Annotated in this window: 21 protein-coding genes and 4 tRNA genes; 13 read left to right on the plus strand and 12 right to left on the minus strand. The window is 64.7% G+C overall.

All coding sequences use genetic code 11. From position 1 onward, the window contains the following. Nucleotide 1 precedes the first annotated feature (1 nt). From EWH21_RS11435 to EWH21_RS11450, 4 genes are read right to left on the minus strand one after another with little or no spacing between them, the layout of a single operon-like run. On the minus strand, nucleotides 2–1,021 hold the full coding sequence (locus tag EWH21_RS11435; protein WP_037052959.1) for an ABC transporter permease: 1,020 nt from the start codon (nucleotides 1,019–1,021) through the stop codon (nucleotides 2–4). 2 nt (nucleotides 1,022–1,023) lie between these two features. Beyond that, entirely contained in the window at nucleotides 1,024–2,097 is a 1,074-nt protein-coding gene (locus EWH21_RS11440) for a microcin C ABC transporter permease YejB (RefSeq protein WP_037052957.1), read from the minus strand. A gap of 2 nt (nucleotides 2,098–2,099) precedes the next feature. Then, on the minus strand, nucleotides 2,100–3,947 hold the full coding sequence (locus EWH21_RS11445) for an extracellular solute-binding protein (protein WP_277700537.1): 1,848 nt from the start codon (nucleotides 3,945–3,947) through the stop codon (nucleotides 2,100–2,102). Beyond that, nucleotides 3,944–5,773, minus strand: coding sequence for an extracellular solute-binding protein (locus EWH21_RS11450; protein ID WP_152488587.1), 1,830 nt, complete (start codon nucleotides 5,771–5,773; stop codon nucleotides 3,944–3,946). Before EWH21_RS11450 ends, EWH21_RS11445 begins: the two co-directional genes overlap by 4 nt. A 148-nt stretch (nucleotides 5,774–5,921) precedes the next feature. Between EWH21_RS11450 and EWH21_RS11455 the strand changes: the two genes are divergently transcribed. Then, nucleotides 5,922–7,364: an HDOD domain-containing protein gene (locus EWH21_RS11455; RefSeq protein WP_150609393.1), complete on the plus strand. Its 1,443-nt coding sequence runs from the start codon at nucleotides 5,922–5,924 to the stop codon at nucleotides 7,362–7,364. Here EWH21_RS11455 and EWH21_RS11460 read toward each other — a convergent pair whose 3' ends face one another. After that, a complete protein-coding gene (locus tag EWH21_RS11460) occupies nucleotides 7,365–8,933 on the minus strand; it encodes a LysM peptidoglycan-binding domain-containing protein (protein ID WP_277700538.1) in 1,569 nt (522 codons plus the stop codon). 174 nt (nucleotides 8,934–9,107) lie between these two features. Next, nucleotides 9,108–9,881 carry a hydroxyacylglutathione hydrolase gene (gloB, locus tag EWH21_RS11465; protein WP_277700539.1) on the minus strand — a complete coding sequence of 258 codons (774 nt, stop codon included), beginning with the start codon at nucleotides 9,879–9,881 and terminating at the stop codon, nucleotides 9,108–9,110. Nucleotides 9,882–9,953: 72 nt separating this feature from the next. On the opposite strand from gloB, the gene EWH21_RS11470 reads away from it, so the two are divergent. From EWH21_RS11470 to nudC, 7 genes are all read left to right on the plus strand, one after another. Then, on the plus strand, nucleotides 9,954–10,712 hold the full coding sequence (locus tag EWH21_RS11470; protein WP_152488590.1) for a methyltransferase domain-containing protein: 759 nt from the start codon (nucleotides 9,954–9,956) through the stop codon (nucleotides 10,710–10,712). A gap of 41 nt (nucleotides 10,713–10,753) precedes the next feature. Beyond that, nucleotides 10,754–11,206, plus strand: coding sequence for a ribonuclease HI (gene rnhA / locus EWH21_RS11475; protein WP_037052942.1), 453 nt, complete (start codon nucleotides 10,754–10,756; stop codon nucleotides 11,204–11,206). A gap of 99 nt (nucleotides 11,207–11,305) precedes the next feature. Further along, nucleotides 11,306–12,034: a DNA polymerase III subunit epsilon gene (gene dnaQ, locus EWH21_RS11480; protein ID WP_268988787.1), complete on the plus strand. Its 729-nt coding sequence runs from the start codon at nucleotides 11,306–11,308 to the stop codon at nucleotides 12,032–12,034. A gap of 121 nt (nucleotides 12,035–12,155) precedes the next feature. Beyond that, entirely contained in the window at nucleotides 12,156–14,399 is a 2,244-nt protein-coding gene (locus EWH21_RS11485; protein ID WP_277700540.1) for an Orn/Lys/Arg decarboxylase N-terminal domain-containing protein, read from the plus strand. 199 nt (nucleotides 14,400–14,598) lie between these two features. Then, complete coding sequence (locus EWH21_RS11490) at nucleotides 14,599–15,411, plus strand: crotonase/enoyl-CoA hydratase family protein (protein ID WP_037052935.1); 813 nt, start codon at nucleotides 14,599–14,601, stop codon at nucleotides 15,409–15,411. Between the two features lie 49 nt (nucleotides 15,412–15,460). Next, complete coding sequence (locus tag EWH21_RS11495; protein ID WP_277700541.1) at nucleotides 15,461–17,140, plus strand: ferrous iron transporter B; 1,680 nt, start codon at nucleotides 15,461–15,463, stop codon at nucleotides 17,138–17,140. Then, the gene (gene nudC / locus EWH21_RS11500; protein ID WP_277700542.1) at nucleotides 17,140–17,964 is read left to right on the plus strand and encodes an NAD(+) diphosphatase; all 825 of its coding nucleotides are present in this window, start codon (nucleotides 17,140–17,142) and stop codon (nucleotides 17,962–17,964) included. The genes EWH21_RS11495 and nudC overlap by 1 nt, the downstream gene beginning before the upstream one ends. A gap of 42 nt (nucleotides 17,965–18,006) precedes the next feature. Here nudC and EWH21_RS11505 read toward each other — a convergent pair whose 3' ends face one another. After that, entirely contained in the window at nucleotides 18,007–18,783 is a 777-nt protein-coding gene (locus EWH21_RS11505) for a TSUP family transporter (protein ID WP_037052932.1), read from the minus strand. A gap of 103 nt (nucleotides 18,784–18,886) precedes the next feature. On the opposite strand from EWH21_RS11505, the gene EWH21_RS11510 reads away from it, so the two are divergent. After that, nucleotides 18,887–19,534 (plus strand): membrane protein, encoded by a 648-nt coding sequence (locus EWH21_RS11510; protein ID WP_047589564.1) that lies wholly within the window; start codon nucleotides 18,887–18,889, stop codon nucleotides 19,532–19,534. Nucleotides 19,535–19,643: 109 nt separating this feature from the next. Here EWH21_RS11510 and EWH21_RS11515 read toward each other — a convergent pair whose 3' ends face one another. Both EWH21_RS11515 and EWH21_RS11520 read right to left on the minus strand, forming a co-directional pair. Continuing rightward, complete coding sequence (locus tag EWH21_RS11515) at nucleotides 19,644–20,306, minus strand: glutathione S-transferase family protein (RefSeq protein WP_277700543.1); 663 nt, start codon at nucleotides 20,304–20,306, stop codon at nucleotides 19,644–19,646. 61 nt (nucleotides 20,307–20,367) lie between these two features. Continuing rightward, nucleotides 20,368–21,084, minus strand: coding sequence for a hypothetical protein (locus EWH21_RS11520; protein WP_256663125.1), 717 nt, complete (start codon nucleotides 21,082–21,084; stop codon nucleotides 20,368–20,370). Between the two features lie 273 nt (nucleotides 21,085–21,357). Here EWH21_RS11520 and EWH21_RS11525 point away from each other — a divergent pair. The 4 genes from EWH21_RS11525 (at nucleotide 21,358) to EWH21_RS11540 (ending at nucleotide 21,735) form a co-directional block, all read left to right on the plus strand. Further along, nucleotides 21,358–21,433 (plus strand) — tRNA-Glu (locus tag EWH21_RS11525). A 15-nt stretch (nucleotides 21,434–21,448) separates the two neighbouring features. Beyond that, nucleotides 21,449–21,524, plus strand: a tRNA-Gly gene (locus EWH21_RS11530). Nucleotides 21,525–21,569: 45 nt separating this feature from the next. After that, nucleotides 21,570–21,645 (plus strand) — tRNA-Glu (locus EWH21_RS11535). A 14-nt stretch (nucleotides 21,646–21,659) separates the two neighbouring features. After that, nucleotides 21,660–21,735 (plus strand) — tRNA-Gly (locus EWH21_RS11540). A gap of 54 nt (nucleotides 21,736–21,789) precedes the next feature. Here EWH21_RS11540 and EWH21_RS11545 read toward each other — a convergent pair. From EWH21_RS11545 to cydB, 3 genes are read right to left on the minus strand one after another with little or no spacing between them, the layout of a single operon-like run. Continuing rightward, a complete protein-coding gene (locus EWH21_RS11545; protein WP_037051816.1) occupies nucleotides 21,790–22,080 on the minus strand; it encodes a cyd operon YbgE family protein in 291 nt (96 codons plus the stop codon). Next, nucleotides 22,073–22,186, minus strand: coding sequence for a cytochrome bd-I oxidase subunit CydX (cydX, locus tag EWH21_RS11550; RefSeq protein WP_037051820.1), 114 nt, complete (start codon nucleotides 22,184–22,186; stop codon nucleotides 22,073–22,075). The genes EWH21_RS11545 and cydX overlap by 8 nt, the downstream gene beginning before the upstream one ends. Before the next feature lie 11 nt (nucleotides 22,187–22,197). Then, a complete protein-coding gene (gene cydB, locus EWH21_RS11555) occupies nucleotides 22,198–23,337 on the minus strand; it encodes a cytochrome d ubiquinol oxidase subunit II (RefSeq protein WP_277700544.1) in 1,140 nt (379 codons plus the stop codon). Nucleotides 23,338–23,347: the final 10 nt, after the last annotated feature.

Below are 23,347 nucleotides of genomic sequence, written 5' to 3' on the forward strand. Positions count from 1 at the left end.
GTCATTTCCTCGGGTCGAAAGCATCGCGGGCGGCCTCGCCGATGAACACCAGCAGGCTCAGCATGAGCGCCAGCACGGCGAAGGCGCTGATGCCCAGCCAGGGCGCCTGCAGGTTGCTCTTGCCCTGAGCGACCAGTTCCCCCAGCGAGGGCGCGCCCGGGGGCAGGCCGAAACCGAGGAAGTCCAGGGCGGTCAGGGTGCCGATCGCGCCGGTGAGGATGAAGGGCATGAAGGTCATGGTCGAGACCATGGCGTTGGGCAGGATGTGGCGGAACATGATCGCGCCATTGCCCATGCCCAGCGCGCGTGCGGCGCGCACGTATTCCAGGTTGCGCCCACGGAGGAACTCGGCGCGCACCACGTCGACCAGGCTCATCCAGGAGAACAGCAGCATGATGCCCAGCAGCCACCAGAAGTTCGGCTGCACGAAGCTGGCCAGGATGATCAGCAGATAGAGCACGGGGAGTCCGGACCAGATTTCCAGGAAGCGCTGGCCGAGCAGGTCGACCCAGCCGCCATAGAAGCCCTGGAGGGCGCCGGCTATGACGCCGATCACCGAACTGGCCAGGGTCAGGGTCAGGGCGAACAGCACCGAGATGCGGAAGCCGTAGATGACCCGCGCCAGCACGTCGCGCCCCTGGTCGTCGGTGCCGAGCCAGTTCTGCGCCGAGGGCGGCGCCGGGGCCGGGACTTCCAGGTCGTAGTTGATGCTCGAATAGCTGAACGGGATCGGCGGCCAGAGCATCCAGCCATCCTTCTCCGCGATCAGGTCCTGGATGTACGGGCTCTTGTAGTTGGCCTGCAGCGGGAATTCGCCACCGAACACGGTCTCCGGGTAGCGCTTGAGCACGGGGAAGTACCACTCGCCGTCGTAGCGCACGGCCAGCGGCTTGTCGTTGGCGATCAGTTCGGCGCCGAGGCTCAGGCCGAACAGGATGAGGAACAGCCAGAGCGACCACCAGCCACGCTTGTGGGCCTTGAAACGGTCGAGACGGCGGCGATTGAGCGGGGACAGTTTCATGCTCAACACTCCCGGCTTTCGAAGTCGATACGGGGGTCGACCAGGGTGTAGGTGATGTCACCGATCAGTTTCACGATCAGCCCCAGCAGGGTGAAGATGAACAGGGTGCCGAAGACCACCGGATAGTCGCGGTTGATCGCCGCCTCGAAGCTCATCAGGCCGAGACCGTCGAGGGAGAAGATCACTTCGATCAACAGGGAACCGGTGAAGAAGATGCCGATGAAGGCCGCCGGGAAGCCGGCGATGATCAGCAGCATGGCGTTGCGGAAGACGTGACCATAGAGGACGCGGTGGTTGGTCAGCCCCTTGGCGCGGGCGGTGATCACGTACTGCTTGTTGATCTCGTCGAGGAAGCTGTTCTTGGTCAGCAGCGTCAGGGTGGCGAAGTTGCCGATGACCAGTGCCGTGACCGGCAGCACCAGGTGCCAGAGGTAGTCGAGGATCTTGCCGCCGAGGCTGAGCGACTCGAAGTCGTTGGAGGTCAGGCCGCGCAACGGGAACCAGTCCCAGTAGCTGCCGCCGGCGAACAGCACGATCAGCAGAATGGCGAAGAGGAAGGCGGGAATGGCGTAGCCGATGATGATCGCCGAACTGGTCCAGATGTCGAAGGCACTGCCGTGCCGGGTAGCCTTGGCGATCCCCAGCGGGATGGAGACCAGGTACATGATCAGGGTGCTCCACAGGCCCAGTGATATGGAGACCGGCATCTTCTCGATGATCAGGTCGATGACCTGGGCGTCGCGAAAGAAGCTGGAGCCGAAGTCCAGCTGCGCGTAGTTCTTCAGCATGATCCAGAAGCGTTCCGGCGCCGACTTGTCGAAACCGTACATCTTCTCGATTTCCTTGATCAGCTGCGGGTCGAGGCCCTGGGCACCGCGGTAGTTGGAGCCGGCCACCGAGACTTCGGCGCCGCCACCGGCGATGCGGCTGGTGGCGCCCTCGAAGCCCTCGAGCTTGGCGATCATCTGCTCGACCGGGCCGCCTGGCGCGGCCTGGATGATGATGAAGTTGATCACCAGGATGCCGAACAGGGTCGGAATGATCAGCAGCAAGCGGCGGATGATATAGGCCAGCATGCTTATTGCTCCGCCTGTTCAGCGGCTTGCTGCTGTTCTTCGTCCGGTTGCTCGAGGCCGGGGCGTACCCACCAGGTATGCAGGCCGATGTCGTAGAGCGGAGTGACCTTGGGATGCTCGAAGCGATTCCAGTAGGCCACGCGCCAGGTCTTGATATGCCAGTTGGGGATCACGTAGTAGCCCCACAGCAGCACGCGATCCAGGGCGCGGGTGTGATTGATCAGGTCCTGCCGGGAGTCGGCGTTGATCAGCCCTTCGACGAGCTGGTCGATGGCCGGGTCCTTCAGGCCGATGTAGTTGCGGCTGCCCGGGTTGTCGGCGCTGGAGGAGTGCCAGTACTCGCGCTGCTCGTTGCCGGGCGAGTTGGACTGGCCGAAGCCGCCGACGATCATGTCGAAATCACGCGAGCGCAGGCGGTTGATGTACTGCGAGACGTCGACACGGCGGATGACCAGTTCGATGCCGAGGTCGGAAAGGTTGCGCTTGAAGGGCAGGAGGATGCGCTCGAACTCCGTCTGCGCGAGGAGAAATTCGAACGTCACCGGCTGGCCGTTGGCGTCGAGCATGCGGTCGCCGTCGATGCGCCAGCCGGCCTGTTGCAGCAACTGATAGGCGCGGCGCTGCTGCTCGCGGATGATGCCGCTGCCGTCGGTGACTGGCACGCGGAACTCCTCGTTGAACACCTCGGGCGGAATCTGGTTGCGCAGCGGCTCGAGAATCGCCAGTTCCTCGTCGCCCGGCAAGCCGCTGGAGCCCAGCTCGGAGTTGTCGAAGTAGCTGTGGGTGCGGCTGTAGGCGCCGTTGAACAGGCGCTTGTTGGCCCACTCGAAGTCGAACAGCAGGCCCAGCGCCTCTCGCACCCGGCGGTCCTGGAACTGCGGGCGGCGGGTGTTGAAGATGAAGCCCTGCATGCCGGTGGGGTTACGGTTCTGGATCTCTTCCTTGATCAGCTGGCCGTTGGCGACGGCCGGCGTGTTGTAGGCCGTGGCCCAGTTCTTCGCGCTGGTCTCGAGCCAATAGTCGAACTGGCCCGCCTTGAGTGCTTCCAGGGCGACGGTGTTGTCGCGGTAGTAGTCGATCTGGATGGCGTCGAAATTGTAGAAGCCACGGGTGACCGGCAGGTCCTTGGCCCACCAGTCCTTGACCCGTTCGTAGCGGATGCTGCGCCCGGCCTGGACCCGGCCGACCTGGTACGGGCCGCTGCCCAGCGGAGCATCGAGATTGCCCTTGGCGAAGTCGCGCTCGGCCCACCAGTGCTTGGGCAGCACCGGCAACTGGCCGACGATCAGCGGCAGCTCGCGGTTGCCGGCATGCTTGAACACGAAGCGCACGCTGTGTGGCGACTCCACCTCGACGTGGTCGACGTCGGCGTAGTAGCCGCGGTACATGGGCGCGCCTTTTTCCATCAGGGTGTCGAAGGTGAACTTGACGTCCTCGGCGGTGACGGGGGTGCCGTCATGAAAGCGCGCTTGCTTGCGCAACAGGAAGCGCACCCAGGCATTGTCCGGCGCCTTCTCGATCTTCTCCGCGATCAGACCGTAGGCGGTGAAGGGCTCATCCATGCTCTGTACGGCGAGGGTGTCGTAGATCAGGCCGATGTCGTCGGCGGCCACGCCTTTGCTGATGAACGGGTTGAGGCTGTCGAAGCCACCGAAACCGGCCTCGCGGAAAGTGCCGCCCTTGGGCGCATCGGGATTGGTGTACTCGAAGTGGGTGAAGTTGGCGGGGTACTTGGGCGGTTCGTCATACAGCGTGACGGCGTGTTGCGGGGCGGCGGAGGCCAGGCCGGCCAGGCCGAGCAGAATGAGGCTGCTGCCGTGAAGCAGGAAACTGCGCAGCGGGTGGGTCATCGAGCGTTCTCCGTTGGCTTCAGCCACCAGGTACGCAGGCCCAGCGTGTAGGGCGGCGTGGTGACGAAGGCGAACCGATTGCGGTACGCCAGGCGGTGATAATTGATGTACCAGTTGGGGATGCTGTAGTACTGCCACAGCAGCACGCGGTCGAGGGCGCGGGTGGCGGCGATCTGTTCGTCGCGGGTCTGCGCCGAGAGCAGCTTGTCGATCATCTCGTCGACCACCGGGTCGTTGATCCCGGCGTAGTTCTTGCCGCCCTTGACGTTCACCTGGCTGGAGTGGAAATACAGCGACTGCTCCAGGCCCGGGCTGAGGGTTTGTGGCAGGGTCAGCAGAATCATGTCGTAGTCGAACTGATCGAGGCGTTGCTTGTACTGGGCGCGGTCCACGGTACGCAGGTTGGCCTGTATGCCGATGCTGGCAAGGTTGGCGGTGTAGGGCTGGAGGATGCGCTCGAGGCTGGGGTTGACCAGCATGATCTCGAATTCGAGACGCTGCCCGCGGGCATTGCGCAGCTCCTGACCGACCGGCTTCCAGCCGGCTTCGGCCAATAGACCGAGGGCACGGCGCAAGGTTTCCCGGGGGATGCCACGGCCGTTGGTCACCGGCTGGGTCGGTGGTTCGGTGAACAGGCGGGCGGGGAGCTTGTCGCGGTGCGGTGACAGCAGCAGCCACTCGGCGCCCTCGGGCTTGCCGGTCGCCGAGAATTCGCTGTTGGGGTAGTAGCTGGCGGCGCGCACGTAGGCGTTGTTGAACAGCGTGCGGTTGGTCCACTCGAAGTCGAACATCAGGCCCAGCGCCTCGCGCACCCGACGGTCGCTGAACAGGGCGCGCCGGCTGTTCATGAACAGCGCCTGGGTCTGGGTCGGGATGCGGTGCGGAATCTCGGCGCGGACCACCTCGCCGCGGGCGACGGCCGGGAAGTTGTAGCCGTTGCTCCAGTTCTTCGCCTGGTTCTCGATGTAGAAGTCGAATTCACCGGCCTTGAACGCTTCGAAGGCCACGTTGTTGTCGCGGTAGAACTCCACTTCAACCCGGTTGAAGTTGTACTTGCCGCGATTGACCGGCAGGTCCTTGCCCCACCAGTTCTTCACCCGTTCGAACACCAGGCGTCGCCCGGGCACGACTTCGACGATGCGGTAGGGGCCGCTGCCCAGTGGTGGCTCGAAGGTGGTGCTCTTGAAGTCGCGGCCTTTCCAGTAGTGCTGCGGCAGGACCGGCAGTTCACCCAGACGCAGTATCAGCAGGGGGTTGCCGGCACGCTTGAAGACGAAGCGAATGCGGTGACGGCCGAGGATGTCGACACGCTTCACCTCCTGCAGGTTGGTCCGGTACTGCGGATGGCCTTCGGCAAGCAGCAGGCGATAGGAGAAAGCCACGTCATAGGCCGTGATCGGCTTGCCATCGTTGAAGCGCGCCTCCGGGCGCAGGTTGAAGACCACCCAGCTGCGGTCTTCGCTGTACTCCACGCTTCCGGCGATCAGGCCATAGCTGGAGGCCGGCTCGTCACCCGAGGGATCGTAGGCGCCGGTGCCCACCATCAGCGGTTCGTTCAGTTCATTGACGCCGTACTGCAGGAAATGTGCAGTGGAGATCGGGCTGGTACCCTTGAACGTGTAGGGGTTGAGCGTATCGAAGGTGCCGGACGCCATGACGCGCAACGTGCCGCCTTTGGGCGCGTCGGCGTTGACCCAGTCGAAGTGACTGAAGCTGGCAGGGTACTTGAGTGTCCCGAACTGGGCGTAGCCGTGGCTCTCGCTGATAGTCGCAGAGGCGGGAAAGCTCAAGGCCAGGCTGAGGAACAGCAGGAGGAGGGGTCGCATCGGGAGGTGAGATCCGATCCATGGCGGCGTTTGGGCTTCTTGAGCGGTACAGTAACAGCTTGTATCGGCAGGAAAAAGAGTGGGCTGGCGAGCGAGCAGTCGTGGCGCTTTGACATACACTTGAAGGAGACACCTAGAGGGTAAGATTTTGCCGGAACGTAGCCATGGTTTGCAGTCATGGATCGATCGCCTCAACCAAGCCGAACTCCCCGCGCTGGCCGCCGTCGTGCAGGACCTGCAGCGCCTTGCCCAGCAGGACTCCGCCTCGGTGCAGCAACTGGCCGATGTGCTGCTGCGCGACGCGTCGCTGACGTCCAAGGTGCTGCGCGTCGGCAACAGCGTCTATTACAACCCGTCGCAGGAAGCGATCAAGACCATCTCCAGGGCCATCGTCCTGATCGGTTTCGAGAACGTGCGCCTGATCGGCCTGTCGGTCAGCCTGATCGACGGGTTGCTGACCCGAACCCCGCGCGAGCAGCTGCAGATGCTGCTCGCGCGTTCCTTCCACGCCGCCGTGCAGGCGCGCAACATTGCGGGCTACGCCCTCTCCGGGCATGCCGAGGAGGTGTTCATCGCCGCCTTGCTGCATCATCTGGGTGAGCTGGCGTTCTGGGGCTGCGCTGGCGAGCAGGCCGATGAGCTGGTCGCGGTGCTCGAGCGGCCGGGGGTGGACGTCGATGAAGCGGTGCGCGAGGTTCTCGGCACCAGCTTCCGACAGCTGACGCAGGCCTTGCTGAAGAGCTGGAACCTGGGTGAGACCGCCAGCCTGGCGCAGGCCGGGAGCAATCAGCATGACCCCGCCGCCTATGCCGTGCAGTTGGGCGTGCGTATCAGCGAGGCTGCGCTCGATGGCTGGGATTGCGCAGAGATGGAGGAGGTGCTGGCCAAGGTGGCCAGCTTCACCGCGCTGACCCAGGAGGAAACCCTGCAGCAGGTGCTGGCCAGCGCCGAGGAGGCCGTCAAGGTCGCCTCGACCTTCGGTGCCAGCAAGCTCTGCCGCCTGATACCCAATACCGACCCGGAGCAGATTCGCCTGCAGCAGGAGGAGCGGCGCGCGCGGCTGCTGCAGCCGGACCTGCTGCTGATGCAGCAGGCGCTGCAGGACCTGGGGTTGATGGTCAGTGCGCGAGCCGATGTAGGCCTGGTGCTCGATACCCTGCTCAAGGGCCTGCATCGTGGGGTGGGGCTGGAGCGGGTCATGCTCACGGTGCTGGCCGATGGCCAGAGTCGCTTTCGCGCCAAGCGCGTGGTTGGCGAAGACACCCAGCACTGGCTGGACGACTTCGTCCTGCCAGCGGAGCAGACGGAGCAGCCGCACATCTTCAGCTACGTGCTGCGCCATCGCGAAGCGATCTGGATGGGGGTGCCGGCCAGCTACAACCTGGCCGAGCTGGTCACCCAGCCGATTCGCCGCAGCCTCGGCAGTGGCATGTTCTTCATCGCACCGATCGTTGCGGGTACGCGGGAGATCGGCGTGCTCTATGCCGACAGTCGCTTGTCCGGCCGCGCCTTGCGCCACGAGCAGTTCGTGGCGTTCCAGCGTTTTACCCAGCTGACCGGGCGTTGCCTGGAGGCGATCAGCAAACGCTGATCAGGGCAGGTAGAGCGTCAGCATCTGCCCTGGGCGCAGCGTGTTGCTGCGCGGGTTCCAGGCCTGCAGGTGCTTGAGCTCGATCTTGAAGCGCTTGGCGATGACGTAGAGCGAGTCACCTTGCTGCACGCGATAGTAGGTCGCCTTGTCGCGTGCGGCGTTCTGCCGGCGTGTCGTGGCGACGGCCTGGGGTGCGCTCTCGGCGGCGGCCAGATTGAGCACCTGGCCGACCTTGAGGTTGTTGCCCTGCAGTGCGTTCCAGCGGCGCAGGTCGTGCACTGCAACCTGGTGTTCGCGGGCGATCTGCCAGAGGTTGTCGCCATTCTTCACCTTGTAGGTGCGGCTAGCGCTGGCCAGTGTGCGCTGCTGGTAGAGCGGCTCGCTCGGCTGGGCGCCGGGTTTGCCCGGAATGGTCAGCACCTGGCCGATGCGCAGGTTGTTGCTGCTCAGGCGGTTGACGTCCTTGAGCATGCTGACGGTCAGGTGATTGCGATTGGCAATAGCATGCAGGCTATCGCCGGAACGCACGGTATAGGTCTGCCAGTCGACCAGCTCCTGGGGCTTCATCAGTGCCAGGTTGGCGCTGAGCATTTCCGCCTTGTCGGTAGGCACCAGCAGATGCTGCGGGCCGTCCAGGGTGATGCCGCGCTTGTAGGCAGGGTTCAGTTGCAGCAGTTCCTCTTCGTCCAGGTCGGCCAGCTTGGCCACGCGGGACAGGTCCATGTGCTGCTTGATGGCGATCTGTTCGAAGTAGGGCGCGTCGGCGATCGGCGCCAGGTTCACGCCGTAGGCCTCGGGGGTGAGGATCACCTGCGACAGGGCCAGCAGCTTGGGCACGTAGTCTTCGGTTTCCTTGGGCAGCGACAGGTTCCAGTAGTCGCTGGGCAGGCCGAGTTTCTCGTTGCGTTCGATGGCGCGGCTGACGCGGCCTTCGCCAGCGTTGTAGGCGGCCAGGGCGAGCAGCCAGTCGCCATTGAACATCTCGTGCAGGCGGCTCAGGTAGTTCAGCGCCGCCTGGGTGGAGGCGGTGACGTCGCGACGGCCGTCATACCAGTTGGTCTGGCGCAGATTGAAGTGGCGGCCCGTGGAGGGGATGAACTGCCACAGGCCGACGGCATTCGCCGGGGAATAGGCCTGGGGGTCGTAGGCGCTCTCGATGACCGGCAGCAGCGCCAGTTCCATCGGCATGTCGCGCTCTGCCAGTCGCTCGACGATGTAATGGATGTACGGCGCGCTGCGTTCGCTGACGGCGTTGACGTGCCGGGGGTTGCTGGCGTACCAGAGACGCAGACGCTCGATGCGCGGGTTGACGCCGATCTCGTCCTGCAGCTGGAAGCCGTCGCGCAGACGCTCCCAGATATCGTTGTACTCGCGCGGCTTGATCTCGTTGCTCAGCCACTCGGGCTCGCGCTCCAGGCCGACGGCGCGCGAGGTATCGGTCGCGCCGTCCGGGCCCTCGCTGGGCAGGCTCTGGCAGCCGGCCAGGGTTATGCAACACATCACCGCGAGCACTCGAGAGCTTCGCGCCAATGCCTTGAAATTCAATGGCTTACGTGACAAAAAAGGCATTGGGTGAGGTGTTTTTCCCGACAAAAAGATCGGGCGATTCTAGGAATCGGGTCAAGGTTGGTCAAGTTTTCACCAGCCAATTGTGACCTGCATCCCTCTCACTTGGTTCAATATGCCTGGGTCATGGCGCCAGAAAACCGCTGCTGGCAAGGCGCCAGCGCGTTCGTCGGCGACTCAGAATTTATCCTTCCACGCACGCAGGCTGGCGAACACCGCACTGGCTTCGTCGAGGGACTCGCCAGCACGGTTCGCAGCCGCCGCGATGACGCCTGGCGCATCGGTGCGCAGGAACGGGTTGGTGGCCAGTTCCAGCTCGATCGAGGAGGGCAGGCTGATGCGCCCCGCCTCGCGCCAGCGCGTCACTTCGGCCAGGCGCTCGCTGAGGCGCAGGTTGTCCGGCTCCACGGCATGGGCAAAGCGCAGGTTGCTGAGGGTGTACTCGTGGGTGCAGTAGACCTGCGTGCTCCCGGGCAGGGCAGCCAGGCGACCGAGCGAGGCGTGCATCTGCTGCGGCGTTCCTTCGAACAGGCGGCCACAGCCACCGGCGAACAGGGTGTCGCCGCAGAACAGCAGCTGCTGTTCTGCGTTGTAGTAGGCGATGTGGCCGAGGGTGTGCCCCGGAACGGCAAGGACCTGGAAGCGCAGGCCGAGCACCTCGAGCGTGTCGTTGTCGCCCAGGCCCAGCTCGCGTGCCGGGATCTTCTCTGCCGCCGGGCCGGCCACGCGGGCGCCGGTGGCGTTCTTCAGCGTCTCGACGCCGCCGACATGGTCGAAGTGATGGTGGGTGATGAGAACGTCGCTGAGGCACCAGCCGGGGTGCGCCTCCAGCCACGCCAGCACCGGCGCCGCATCGCCCGGGTCGACCACCGCGCAGCGCTTGCTGGTCGGCTCCTGCAGCAGCCAGAGGTAGTTGTCGTTGAAGGCCGGTAGCGCGTCGATCTGAATCATTGTGGGTCGCTAAGCTGGATATAAAGGTGCATCTTAGACACTGGATGCAGAGACTGTCATGCGGAGGCAGCGATGACCGATCAGGTATTCGCTCAGGCTGATCCTGAGTGGCTCAAGCTCATCAGCGAGGCGCGCGACTGGCTTTCCGGGCCGCTTGGGCAGTTGCTGCTGGAGGAGGAGCGGCGCTTGCTGGAAGACGAGCTGGCGCGTTTCTTCGGCGGCTATCTGGTGAGTTACGGTCCGGGTGCCGAGCGCACGCCGGAGGCCGGGCAGATTCAGCACAACGTGCGCCTGGGGGCGCCGCTGCCCGGTGTGCAGATCGTCTGCGAAGAACAGTCCTGGCCGCTGGGCGAGCACGCTGCCGATGTGGTGCTGCTGCAGCACGGCCTGGATTTCAGCCTGTCGCCTCACGGCCTGCTGCGCGAGGCGGCGCGCAGCGTCAGGCCCGGTGGGCATCTGCTGATTCTGGGCATTCACCCCTGGAGCGCGTGGGGCGCTCGCCGCCTGTTCGCGCGCGATGGTCTGAGCAAGGCGCGTTGCATCGACCCCGGACGCGTTGGCGACTGGCTGGCGCTGCTCGGCTTTGCGTTGGAGAAACGCCGGTTCGGGTGCTATCGTCCGCCGCTCGCTTCACTGGCCTGGCAGATGCGCCTGCGCCGGATGGAGCGCTGGGGCGATACCTGGCAGCTGCCGGGTGCCGGCTTCTACCTGCTGGTGGCGCGCAAGCTGGTGGTCGGCTTGCGTCCGCTGCGGCAGGCGCGCCGCGAGCCGATGGGCAAGCTGTTGCCGATGCCGGTGGCGAAGGTCAGCCGGCGCGATCTGGACAGCTAGGCGCCGCGCCCCGGTTGGTCAAACCCGTACAGAGCTGATGAATGTCTGAAACCGATGAAGTGGTGATCTACACCGATGGCGCCTGCAAGGGCAATCCCGGCCCCGGCGGCTGGGGCGCGTTGCTGGTCTACAAGGGCGTGGAGAAGGAACTGTGGGGCGGCGACCCGAGTACCACCAACAATCGCATGGAGCTGATGGCCGCGATTGCCGGCCTGATCGCGCTGACCCGCCCTTGCGCGGTGAAGCTGGTGACCGATTCGCAGTACGTGATGAAGGGTATCCAGGAATGGATGCCGAACTGGAAGAAGCGTGGCTGGAAAACCGCCTCGAAGGAGCCGGTGAAGAATGCCGACCTCTGGCAGAAGCTGGACGAGGAGGTGAATCGCCACCAGGTCAGCTGGCAGTGGGTGCGTGGTCACACCGGTCATCCGGGCAACGAGCGTGCCGACCAGTTGGCCAACCGCGGTGTCGACGAGGTGCGCGCAGCGCGCTGAGTGATGCCCGGCAACCTGGGTTAACATGTCGCGCTTGTGCGGCAACCTGAACGATGAGAGAGACAAGGCGTGACGACCGAAAACACCCCCAACCGCTATGTGGTGCTGGATACCGAAACCACGGGCATGCCGGTCACGGACGGGCACCGGATCATCGAGATCGGTTGTGTCGAGCTGCTGGGGCGGCGCCTGACCGGGCGTCACTTCCATGTCTACCTCAATCCGGACCGCGAGATCGACGAAGGCGCCATCGCGGTCCACGGCATCACCAACGACTACGTGGCCGACAAGCCGCGCTTCAGGGAAGTGGCCGATGAATTCTACGAGTTCATCAAGGGCGCCCAGCTGATCATCCACAACGCGGCGTTCGACGTCGGCTTCATCAACAACGAGTTCGCCCTGCTGGGGCAGAGCGAACGCGCCGATGTCAGTGACTACTGCTCGGTGCTCGATACCCTGATGATGGCGCGTGAGCGCCATCCGGGGCAGCGCAACAGCCTGGATGCGCTGTGCAAGCGTTACGGCGTGGACAACTCCAACCGTGAGTTGCACGGCGCACTGCTCGACTCCGAGATCCTGGCCGACGTCTACCTGGCCATGACCGGTGGGCAGACCCACCTGTCGCTGGCGGGCGAGGGCGGTGATGGCGATGGCAGCGGGCGCCAGCAGGCCACGCCGATTCGCCGGCTGGATGCCGCTCGTCCTCGCACGCGGGTCATCCGCGCCAGTGAAGACGAGCTGGCGGCGCATCTGACGCGGCTCGCCGCCATCGAGAAATCCTCCGGCGGCCCGGCATTGTGGGCCCAGCTGGAAAAGGCGCCGGAATAACCGAACAGCGCAATTGCGACCTTTTCTTATAGCGTGATGCACAGGGGGTTCCGCCGCCAGGGGGGAGCCTCTAACCTGAGGCGATGGGCAGGCCAGGCCTGCCAGCCTTCAGGACGTCACAATGTATAAAGATCTCAAGTTTCCCGTCCTAATCGTGCACCGCGACATCAAGGCCGACACCGTGGCCGGTGATCGGGTGCGCGCCATCGCTCAGGAACTCACCCAGGACGGCTTCAGCATCCTGCCCACGGCCAGTGCGGCCGAGGGGCGTATCGTTGCCTCGACCCACCATGGCCTGGCCTGCATCCTCGTCGCCGCCGAGGGCGCCGGTGAGAACAGCCGGCTGCTGCAGGACATGGTCGAGCTGATTCGCGTGGCGCGGGTCAGGGCGCCGCAGCTGCCGATCTTCGCCCTCGGCGAACAGGTCACCATCGAGAATGCCCCGGCCGAGGCGATGGCCGATCTCAACCACCTGCGTGGCATCCTCTACCTCTACGAAGACACCGTGTCCTTCCTGGCGCGGCAGGTGGCGCGTGCCGCGCACAACTACCTGGAAGGCCTGCTGCCGCCCTTCTTCAAGGCGCTGGTGCAGCATACCGCGCAGTCCAACTACTCCTGGCACACGCCCGGGCACGGCGGTGGCGTGGCTTATCGCAAGAGCCCGGTGGGCCAGGCCTTCCACCAGTTCTTCGGGGAGAACACGCTGCGCTCGGACCTCTCGGTGTCGGTACCGGAACTGGGCTCGCTGCTCGATCACACCGGGCCGCTGGCCGAGGCCGAAGCACGGGCTGCGCGCAATTTCGGCGCCGATCACACCTTCTTCGTGATCAACGGCACCTCCACGGCGAACAAGATCGTCTGGCACTCGATGGTCGGCCGTGACGACCTGGTGCTGGTCGACCGCAACTGCCACAAGTCGATCCTGCATTCGATCATCATGACCGGGGCGATCCCCCTGTATCTCTGCCCCGAGCGCAACGAGCTGGGCATCATCGGCCCCATTCCGCTGAGCGAGTTCAGCCGGGAGTCGATCCAGGCCAAGATCGACGCCAGCCCACTGGCGCGCGGCCGGGCGCCGAAGGTCAAGCTGGCCGTGGTGACCAACTCCACCTACGACGGGCTCTGCTACAACGCCGAGATGGTCAAGCAGGCCCTGGGCGATTCGGTCGAGGTGCTGCACTTCGACGAGGCCTGGTACGCCTACGCCGCCTTCCACGACTTCTACGCCGGGCGCTTTGGCATGGGCACCCAGTGCGACGAGCACTCGCCGCTGGTGTTCACCACGCATTCGACGCACAAGCTGCTGGCGGCCTTCAGCCAGGCGTCGATGATCCATGTGCAGGATGGCGGGCAGCGCCAGCTCGACCGTGATCGCTTCAACGAGGCGTTCATGATGCACATCTCGACCTCGCCGCAGTACGGCATCATCGCTTCGCTGGATGTGGCCTCGGCGATGATGGAGGGGCCGGCCGGTCGTTCGCTGATCCAGGAAACCTTCGACGAGGCGCTGAGCTTCCGCCGCGCCCTGGCCAACGTGCGCCGCAACCTCAGTGCTGACGACTGGTGGTTCAGCATCTGGCAGCCGGGGGCGGTCGACGGTGCCGATGAGCTGGCCACGGCCGACTGGGTGCTGCAGCCGGATGCCGACTGGCATGGCTTCGGCGAGGTGGCCGACGACTACGTGTTGCTCGATCCGATCAAGGTCACGCTGGTCATGCCCGGCCTGAACGCGGCGGGCAAGCTGGAGCAACAGGGCATTCCCGCCGCCGTGGTCAGCAAGTTCCTCTGGGAGCGCGGCCTGGTGGTGGAGAAGACCGGCCTGTACTCCTTCCTGGTGCTGTTCTCCATGGGCATCACCAAGGGCAAGTGGAGCACGCTGTTGACCGAGCTGCTGGAGTTCAAACGCAGCTTCGATGCCAACCTGCCGCTGATCGACGTGCTGCCGTCCATCACCCATGCCGGCGCCGGGCGCTACCAGGGCATGGGCTTGCGCGACCTGTGCGATGCGCTGCATGGCTGCTACCGCGACAACGCCACGGCCAAGGCGCTGAAGAGCATGTACACGGCGCTGCCCGAAGTGGCGATCAAACCGGCCGATGCCTATGACCGGCTGGTGCGCGGCGAGGTCGAGGCGGTGCCCATCGATCAGCTGCAGGGGCGCATCGCGGCGGTGATGCTGGTGCCTTATCCGCCGGGCATTCCGCTGATCATGCCGGGCGAGCGCTTCACGGCAGCGACGCGCTCTATTCTCGACTATCTGGCCTTCGCGCGGACCTTCGACCAGGCCTTCCCGGGCTTCGACATCGACGTGCACGGATTGCAGACCGAGGCGGGGCAGTACTGCGTGGATTGCCTGGTGGAATGACCGCAGGGTCGCTCTGCCGGGGATCAGGATTCTCGGCAGATCAAACCCTTACCACAGATATTCAAAGCGTTCGTTAACATCCGGGGCGTGCCCTGCGTCACACTGGCAAGCATCGACTTTTATGGCGTGCTTGTTATAGTTGCTCGGTTATTAATCACAAAATAATCATTGTGCCGAGCTGCGGCTGAGGATGCCTGCCATGTCCGACTACAAAGCCTTCCGCGTCGACCTGGCGGACAAGATCGCCCATGTGCAGATCAATCGTCCGGAAAAGGTCAACGCGATGAACGCCGATTTCTGGCGGGAGATCATCGAGATCTTCCGCTGGGTCGATGCCACCGACGCAGTGCGTGTCGTGGTGCTTTCCGGTGCGGGCAAGCATTTCTCCTCGGGCATCGACCTGATGCTGCTGGCTTCGGTCGGCGCGCAGCTGGGCAAGGACGTCGGTCGCAACGCCGACGCCCTGCGCCGCAAGATTCTCGAGCTGCAGGCCTCCTTCAATGCCGTCGACAACTGCCGCAAGCCGGTGCTGGCGGCGATCCAGGGTTACTGCATCGGTGGTGCCATCGACCTGGTCAGTGCCTGCGACATGCGTTATTCGACGGTCGATGCGCAGTTCTCCATCAAGGAGATCGACATGGGCATGGCCGCGGATGTCGGCACCCTGCAGCGTCTGCCGCGTATCATCGGTGACGGCATGATGCGCGAGTTGGCCTTCACCGGGCGCAGCATCGATGGCACCGAGGCCGCACGTATCGGCCTGGTCAACCGCACCTATGCCAGCCAGGAGGCGCTGCTGGACGGGGTCATGGGCATCGCTGCGGAGATCGCCAGCAAATCACCGGTTGCGGTACGAGGAACCAAGGAAATGATTCGCTACATGCGTGATCATCGGGTCGACGATGGTCTCGAGTACATTGCCACCTGGAATGCCGCCATGCTGCAGTCGGAAGACCTGCGCCTGGCGATGACCGCGCACATGAGCAAGCAGAAGCCGGAGTTCGCCGACTGATGCCGTTCCACTGTCGTTTGATGCGAGCGAACCGCGAGGTGCATAGAGCATGGTAAGTGGAGCCACATCCCTGAGTCTGGTGCGCGACGAGCTGTTCGTCACCATGGAAGAGGCCGAGCAGAGCCTGGAGCATTTCATTGCCGAGCGGCACAACGGCAGCCTGCTGCAGCAGGCGGTAGAGAGCCTGCAGCAGGTGCGTGGCACGCTCAACCTGATCGAGCTGGCCGGGGCCGAACTGCTGGCCCAGGAAGTGCTGGACCAGGCCACCGACATTCCGGTCGGGGCGGGCGAGGAGCGTGACGTGCAACTGGCGGCGCTGAGCAATGCGCTGCACGTGCTGCGCCGCTACCTGGAAAACGTCGATGCCCATCGCCAGGAAATGCCCGAGCTGCTGCTGCCGGCGATCAATGACCTGCGCCAGGCCGGTGCGCAGCAGCCCTTGCCGGAGAGCTTCTTCTTCAGCGTGCGCCTCGATCATGCGCGGCCGCACACCGCGACCCAGCCGCTCGATGGCGCGGCCAAGCTGACGGAAGGCAAGCGCCTGCGTCACATGTACCAGGTCGGCCTGCTGGGCTTCATCCGCGAACAGAACCCGCAGGCCAGCCTGAAGCTGATGGTGCGGGCGATGGTGCGCCTCGACAACCTGTTCGCCAACGAGCCGCGCGGGCGCATGTGCTGGATCGGCGCGGCGGCCATCGAGGCGCAGTGCGACGCGCAGTTGCTGGCGCGCAAGTCCCGCAAGCAGCTGTTCTCGCGGGTCGACCGCGAACTCAAGCTGATGCTGGGCAACCCGCAGTACGAAGCCCCGCGCAGTCTGCTGAAGGAACTGCTGTATCTCGTCGCGCTGGCGGACAGCCATGGTCCCCAGGCGAGCGCCATGCGCGAGGTATTCGGTCTGACGCCGCTGCCGTTCACCGATCACCTGCTGGAAGAGGAATACCAGCGCCTGTCCGGGCCGGGCAAGGCGGTGATGCGTTCGCTGTCCTCGGCGATCCGTGAGGAGCTGGCCAGCGTCAAGGACATGCTCGACCTGCTCGAGCGCGGCACCCTGCAGGGCGAGACCCTGGGGACCCTGCATGCGTTGCTGGGCAAGCTGGCCAAGACCCTTGGCATGGTCGGCCTGAACTCCGCTGGCAACTCGCTCAGCGCCCAGTTGCCGCACGTCGCCGCCTGGAATGCCGAGACACCGCCGCAACCGGAGCAGCTGCACAAGCTCGCCGACGCGGTGCTGTACGTCGAGGGCATGGTGGCCAGCCTGGAGCGGGGCGAAGGGCGAGAGGTACGGCCGGCGGCGGCCGAGCCTGGCAACGAGGCCGACTCCTTCGCCCATCACCAGCTCAACGAAGCGCGCATCGTGGTGGTCGACGAGGCTCAGGCCGGCCTGGCGCTGGCCAAGCGGGCCATCACCGCCTACCTGGAAGCGGGTGGCGACAAGATGCACCTGGCCAACGTACCGTTCAGCCTGCAGGCCGTCCGGGGTGGTCTGTGGTTCCTCGAGCAGCGTCGTGCGGCGAACCTGGTCGGCGCCTGCGCCGACTACATCCAGACGCGCATGCTCGATTCGGGGCAGATGCCCTCCGAGCAGATGCTCGAAACCCTGGCTGATGCCCTCAGCAGCCTGGAGTACTACCTGGAAGCCGGTGCCGTGATGCGTCCGGAAACGCGGCCCAGCGTGCTCGACCTGGCCGAGGAAAGCGTCAAGGCGCTGGGCATGCCGGTGGCCGCCTGATGGCCTGGCGCAATGCCTTTCTCGACCCCGCGCAGGCGGGGGGCTGGGCGCTGCTGTACAACCAGCAGCACTTTCTGGCCGACAGCAACGGCGTCCTGTTCCCGCGAGACTGGATCAAGCGCCAGGACCTGGAAATAGTCGGTGAGCAGGGCATTGGCTACTTCGGCGAGGATGCGGTCTACCTGCTGCAGGTGAAACCGTCGACCCAGCTCGAGGGCTGCAGCTGGCAGAGCCTGCGTCAGTTCATGTTGCAGGGCGAGGCGGAAACCTTCCGCATGCTCGCCTACGCCGCGCAGATCGGCACCTGGTATGCCGAGCACCGTTTCTGTGGCAGCTGCGGGGCTGCGACCCACCAGTTGCCTGGCGAGCGGGCGATGCGCTGCGACAACTGCGAATCGCAGCACTATCCGCGGATTTCACCGAGCATGATCGTCCTGGTCACGCGTGGCGATGAGGTCCTGCTGGCGCGCTCGCCGCGCTTCGTCACGGGGATCTACAGCACCCTGGCCGGTTTCGTCGAGCCAGGCGAGTCGGTGGAGCACTGCGTGGCGCGTGAAGTGCGCGAGGAAGTCGGTGTCGAGGTGCAGAACCTGCAGTACATCGGCAGCCAGGGCTGGCCGTTCCCGCACTCGCTGATGCTGGGCTTCCATGCCGAGTACGCCGGCGGCGACATCGTCATGCAGGAGGACGAGATCGAGGACGCGCGCTGGTTCCGTGTCGACGACCTGCCACCGCTGCCGGCTTCGCGCTCCATCGCGCGCCACCTGATCGATCTCTACGTGGCACGCCGCCTGGGCCTGCCGGAGCCCGAGCTGCAGGCCTGACAGAGCAGGCGCAAGGCCTGCTCGTGCGCGGTGCGAGGTCGCTCAGGCGACCCAGTGTTGCCAGACCAGGCGGGCGGTCAGTGCCAATACCACCAGAATGAATACCGGGCGAATGAACTTCGAGCCGCCCTTGATCGCGGTGCGCGCGCCCAGGAAGGCACCGATCATCAGGGCTGCGCCCATGCTCAGGCCGAGCACCCAGGCCACCTGGCCGAAGGCGATGAAGACCACCAGTGCCGCCGCGTTGCTGACGAAGTTCATGGTGCGTGCGACGCCGCTGGCACGAACCAGGTCCAGCGGGTACATCAGCAGGCTGCTGACCGTCCAGAATGCGCCCGTGCCAGGGCCGGCCACCCCGTCATAGAGACCGAGCCCCAGGCCTTGAGGCCACTGGCGGGCTTTGGCGATCGGCAGGTCGTGTTCGGCCGGGGCCTCCGGCATGCGGCCGAACAGCAGGTAGATGCCGCAGGCGAAGACCACGGCCGGCAGCATCTGATTGAGCCAGGCGGCCGGCATCCAGTGGGCGATGACGGCGCCGAGCAGGGCGCCGATCAGGGTGGCCAGCAGGGCGTTGCGCCACTGTTTCGGATCGAACAGTTTGCGCCGGTAGAACGTCAGTGCGGCGGTGCCCGAGCCGAAGGTGGCGCAGAGCTTGTTGGTGCCCAGCACCAGGTGTGGTGGCAGGCCAGCGGTCAGCAGTGCCGGGATGGTCAGCAGGCCACCGCCGCCGGCGATGGCGTCGATGAAACCGGCGATGAAGGCAACCAGAGCGAGGATGGCCAGCGTGCTGGGGTCGATGGCGAGTTCGAGCAGGGGCATATTAAAAATGTCGACTTGTGGGCAAGTGCGCAGCCTGGCGGCTGTTCGTGGCAGGGAGAGCTGCGCATAATGCCGGGATTTCGTCAGAGAAGGAATGCGAGCGATGCAATACGATGGGTTGGCCTGGGCCGTGGCGCTGTTGGCCGTGCTGGCGCTACTGGTGGCATTGCGCGTTCTGCTCAATACAGGCTGGTTCCTCGGTTGGCTGCGCGGCACCTGCGGCCTGGCGTTTCTCGCACTGGCCGGCCTGATTGGCCTGGTGGCCTACGACCTGTATACCTACGAGCCGCTGGAGCCGGGCAAGCCGCTGGTGACGCTGAGCTTCAAGGCGGATGGCCCGCAGCGCTATCGGGTCAGCCTGCTGGAAGGCGGGCGGGAGCGGGTCGTCACCCTCGAGGGTGACATGTGGCAGCTCGATGGCCGGCTGATTCGCTGGAAGGGCCTGGCCGAGCTGATCGGCCTCGAGCCCGGTTACCGCCTGGAGCGCCTTTCCGGGCGTTTTCTCGCCATCGAGCAGCAGGCACTGGCGCAGCATGGCCGCGTGCAGCTGGCCGAGAGTCCCTATGGCGTCGACCTTTGGCGCTGGTTGCGCCTGAGCCAGCGTGACCTGCTGCTGTTCGATCCGCAGGCGCTGCGCGTGACCTACCTGCCGATCGCGGCGGATGCCGTGTACAGCGTGAGCCTGACCCCGACGGGGCTGCTGGCCGAGCCGATGAATTCTGCTGCCGAGGCGGCGCTGAAGGACTGGTGAGCGCAGCGCTCAGGTGACGTGAAATGCCCCTGATCCTCGCAAGGATCAGGGGCATTGTTCTTTCAGGGGGAATTTCGGCGGGGTTGTTTGCCCGCGCGTGCGTTGCGGTTCAGCGCTTGATGCCGATCTTTTCCAGCGTGCGCAGTTCGCGCGGGAGCAATTGCTGCATCGAGGCGCTGGCCTTGATGCGCAGGTAGTGAGCAGCCAGCTTCGGCCAGCGCGCAGCGTCCAGCGTCTCCCCGCCGTGTTCCATGTTCAGCAATTGGCTGGCCAGCGCCAGGTCGGCCATGCTCGGTTGCTCGCCCAGGAAGTAGGGCGCGTCGCCCAGGGTTGTCTCGAAATAGTCGAAATGGCCGGGCAGCTTGTCCTTGAGCGTCTGCTGCACCTTGTCCTCGTCACAGGGCTGGCCCATGCTGGTTTTCAGCACGCGATGGCGGAACACGGTGAAGGTGCACAAGGGGGCCAGCTCGTAGTCGGCGTACTTCTCCAGCCAGCGGACCTGGGCGCGCTGCTGCGCGTCCGCACCATAGAGAGGCTTGCGCTCGGGGTAGCGTTCTTCCAGGTACTGGCAGATGACGCTGGAGTCGGCCAGCTTGAGGTCGCCGTCGCGAAAGGCCGGAATGCGCCCCAGCGGGTTGAGCTCACGGAACCAGTCGGGTTGGCCGAAGGGCATGACCACCTCGAGCTCGTAATCCAGCTCCTTTTCGATCAGGCACAGGCAGAGTTTGCGGACGAAAGGGGACAGGGGTGCCCCGTAGACGGTCAGGCTCATTGCGGTTCCTTGCTATCGGCGAACGGTGTTTTCGACTGGGCCGGATGAAGTCGCGCGAGGCTCAGTCGTAGATGTTCTTCTTCTTCCAGTCGTCGTCTCCCAGGTTCTTCAGGCCTTCGGTCAGCTCGCTGGACTCCTCGACGCTCGGGGCGTTGTTGTTGAGTACCATGGCGTTGGCGCGCGCCAGCTGCTCTTCGAAGCGCTTGAGCTGCGCCTGGTACTGGGCGGGCTCAGGCTGCTTGCGCAGGTACTGGACGCCTCGCTCGAAGGCCAGGCGGGCCTGTCCTGGCTGCTTCTGTTGCAGGGCCGCCTGGCCCAGGGTGCTGAAGAACTCGATATGCACCAGCACCAGCATCTGACGGATCTGCTTCAGCCAGTGCTTGCCTTCGTTGGCCGGCAGCAGCCCGCCTTGTACCGAACCGGTGACCAGGGCGTGAAGGTTCTCCAGCAGGAAGCGCACATCCTTGGCCTTGGCTTCGTTGGCGATCGGTTGTGGGGGATTCTTCACCGCGATGGATTCGCCTTGCGCGATCTGCGCCTTCAGCGTCTCGATGTCGGTCTTGAGCGTGGCGTTCTGTTTTTCCAGCGGCAGCAGGCGTTCACTGGCCTGCAGTTGCAGCTTGGCGAGCAGCAGCTTCAGCTGCGGGGTCATCAGTTGGCCTGGCAGGCGTTCGGAGAGGTCCTGGCAGCGCCGGATGCGGTCGAGCAGGTCGGCACGTTGGCGCGCCTTCTCCAGCTTGCTGTTCTCGACGGCGTGGTTGATATAGGCAATCACCATCAACAGGGCGATGCCGCCGACGATCAGCAGGGTAATCACGAGTGCGGACACTGCTTGGGACCTCTCGGAAATCGACTTTTCGACCGAGTGTAGTGGCTTGGCCGCATGGCTCCTAGTGCCATGTCAATTTATGGTCTGAAGTCTTTGATTTTAAAAATTTTTTAGAGAGAGGTTGACGGACTCCGAAAGGCTCCATAGAATGCGCGCCACTTCCAGCGCAATGCTAGAAACAGAGCGAAGGAAGCCGGAAACTTGCTTGATGTTCCGGGGTGTGTCCCCTTCGTCTAGTGGCCTAGGACACCGCCCTTTCACGGCGGTAACAGGGGTTCGAGTCCCCTAGGGGACGCCACTTTAAGTTGTACATGCGGGAATAGCTCAGTTGGTAGAGCACGACCTTGCCAAGGTCGGGGTCGCGAGTTCGAGTCTCGTTTCCCGCTCCAGATTTTCGAAATACTGCTTCGGCAGGGTTTCAAACGAAGTTCCAGGTCCCCTTCGTCTAGTGGCCTAGGACACCGCCCTTTCACGGCGGTAACAGGGGTTCGAGTCCCCTAGGGGACGCCACTTCAAGTTGTACCGCGGGAATAGCTCAGTTGGTAGAGCACGACCTTGCCAAGGTCGGGGTCGCGAGTTCGAGTCTCGTTTCCCGCTCCAAATAAACGAAAACGCCGCTCATTCGAGCGGCGTTTTCGTTTCTGCGATTTTCCTTCAGGTCGCTTGTGCCAGGCCCAGCAGGGCATAGCCCAGCCCGCACAGTCCCCAGCCCAGCCAGGGCGAGAACAGCGTGCGCCAGAGGCGCAGGCGCGGCGTGAAGCCGACGCCGTGGATGAAGGCGCAGGACACACCCCACATCACCAGCATCAGCAGCGAATGGCTGTAGCCTCCCTGGCTGTCGAGCATGGCGCCGGGATGGATCAGCAGCACCAGCGCCATGGGCACCGCCAGCAGCCAGGAGAGCGCGCGCAGTGGCGCGCGCTCGCTCAGGGCCAGTTCACTCATGCTCGCTCTCGGTGTCGAGGTCCTGGGTGGTTTCCAGCCACAGGGCGTTGATGATGCCGAAGCTGCAGGCCAGCAGCACGCCAAGAATCCAGGTGAAGTACCACATCGCGTTTCTCCTCAATACAGGCCGTGGGGGTTGGCTTCGATGCTCTGCTCGTTGAGCTTGCCCCACATCTTCACGTAGCCCCACAGGGTGTAGATGAGGATCAGCGGAACGAAGATGCAGGCGACGACGAACATGATGCCCAGGGTCTTGCGACTCGATACCGCGTCCCACAGGGTCAGGCTGGAGGCCGGATCGAGGCTCGAGGGGAAGACGAAGGGGAACAGGGCGAAGCCTGCGGTGCAGATGGCCCCGACTATCATCAGGCTGCTGCCGGCGAAGGCCAGGCCGGCGCGTCGCCAGGTGCTGGCGAGAATCGCCAGCAGGGCGCCGAGCAGGGCCAGTACGGGGGCGACCAGGGTCACCGGGTAACGGGCATAGTTGCCGAGCCAGCCGGCGTTGTCGGCGATCACCTGCTTGTTCAGCGGGTTCAGGGCGGCGCCGGCATCCACGGCGCTGGCCAGGGTCATGCCTTCGATGCCCATGGCCAGCCAGCTGCCAGCGAGAAGGAAGCCAACCAGGAATACCAGGGCACAGAGGTAGGTGGCGCGGCGCGAACGTGCTGCCAGGTCACCCTCGGTGCGCAGCATCAGCCAGGCGCCGCCATGGGCGCAGAGCATGCTCAGGCTGACCACGCCACAGAGCAGCGCGAACGGGTTGAGCAGGGCGAAGAAGGAGCCGTGGTAGGTCGAACGCATCATGTCGTCGAGCTGGAACGGCAGACCGAGGAAGAGGTTGCCGAAGGCCACGCCGAATACCAGCGCAGGCACCGCGCCACCGACGAACAGGGCCCAGTCCCAGGCGCTGCGCCAGCGCGGGTCGCTGACCTTGCTGCGGTAGTCGAAGCCGACGGGCCGGCAGAACAGGGCGAACAGCACCAGCAGCATCGCCCAGTACAGCCCGGAGAAGGCCACCGCGTAGACCATTGGCCAGGCAGCGAACAGCGCGCCGCCGGCGGTGATGAACCATACCTGGTTGCCGTCCCAGTGCGGGGCGATGGTGTTGATGGCGACGCGGCGTTCGTTGTCGGTCCTGCCCACGAAGGGCATCAGCGCCATGGCGCCCATGTCGAAGCCATCGGTCAGGGCGAAGCCGATCAGCAGCACGCCGATCAGCACCCACCACACGAGTTTCAGTGTTTCGTAGTCGAACATGACGAAGTCC

This window comes from Pseudomonas sp. REST10, assembly GCF_029542605.1.
Classification (GTDB): Bacteria; Pseudomonadota; Gammaproteobacteria; order Pseudomonadales; family Pseudomonadaceae; genus Aquipseudomonas; species Aquipseudomonas khazarica.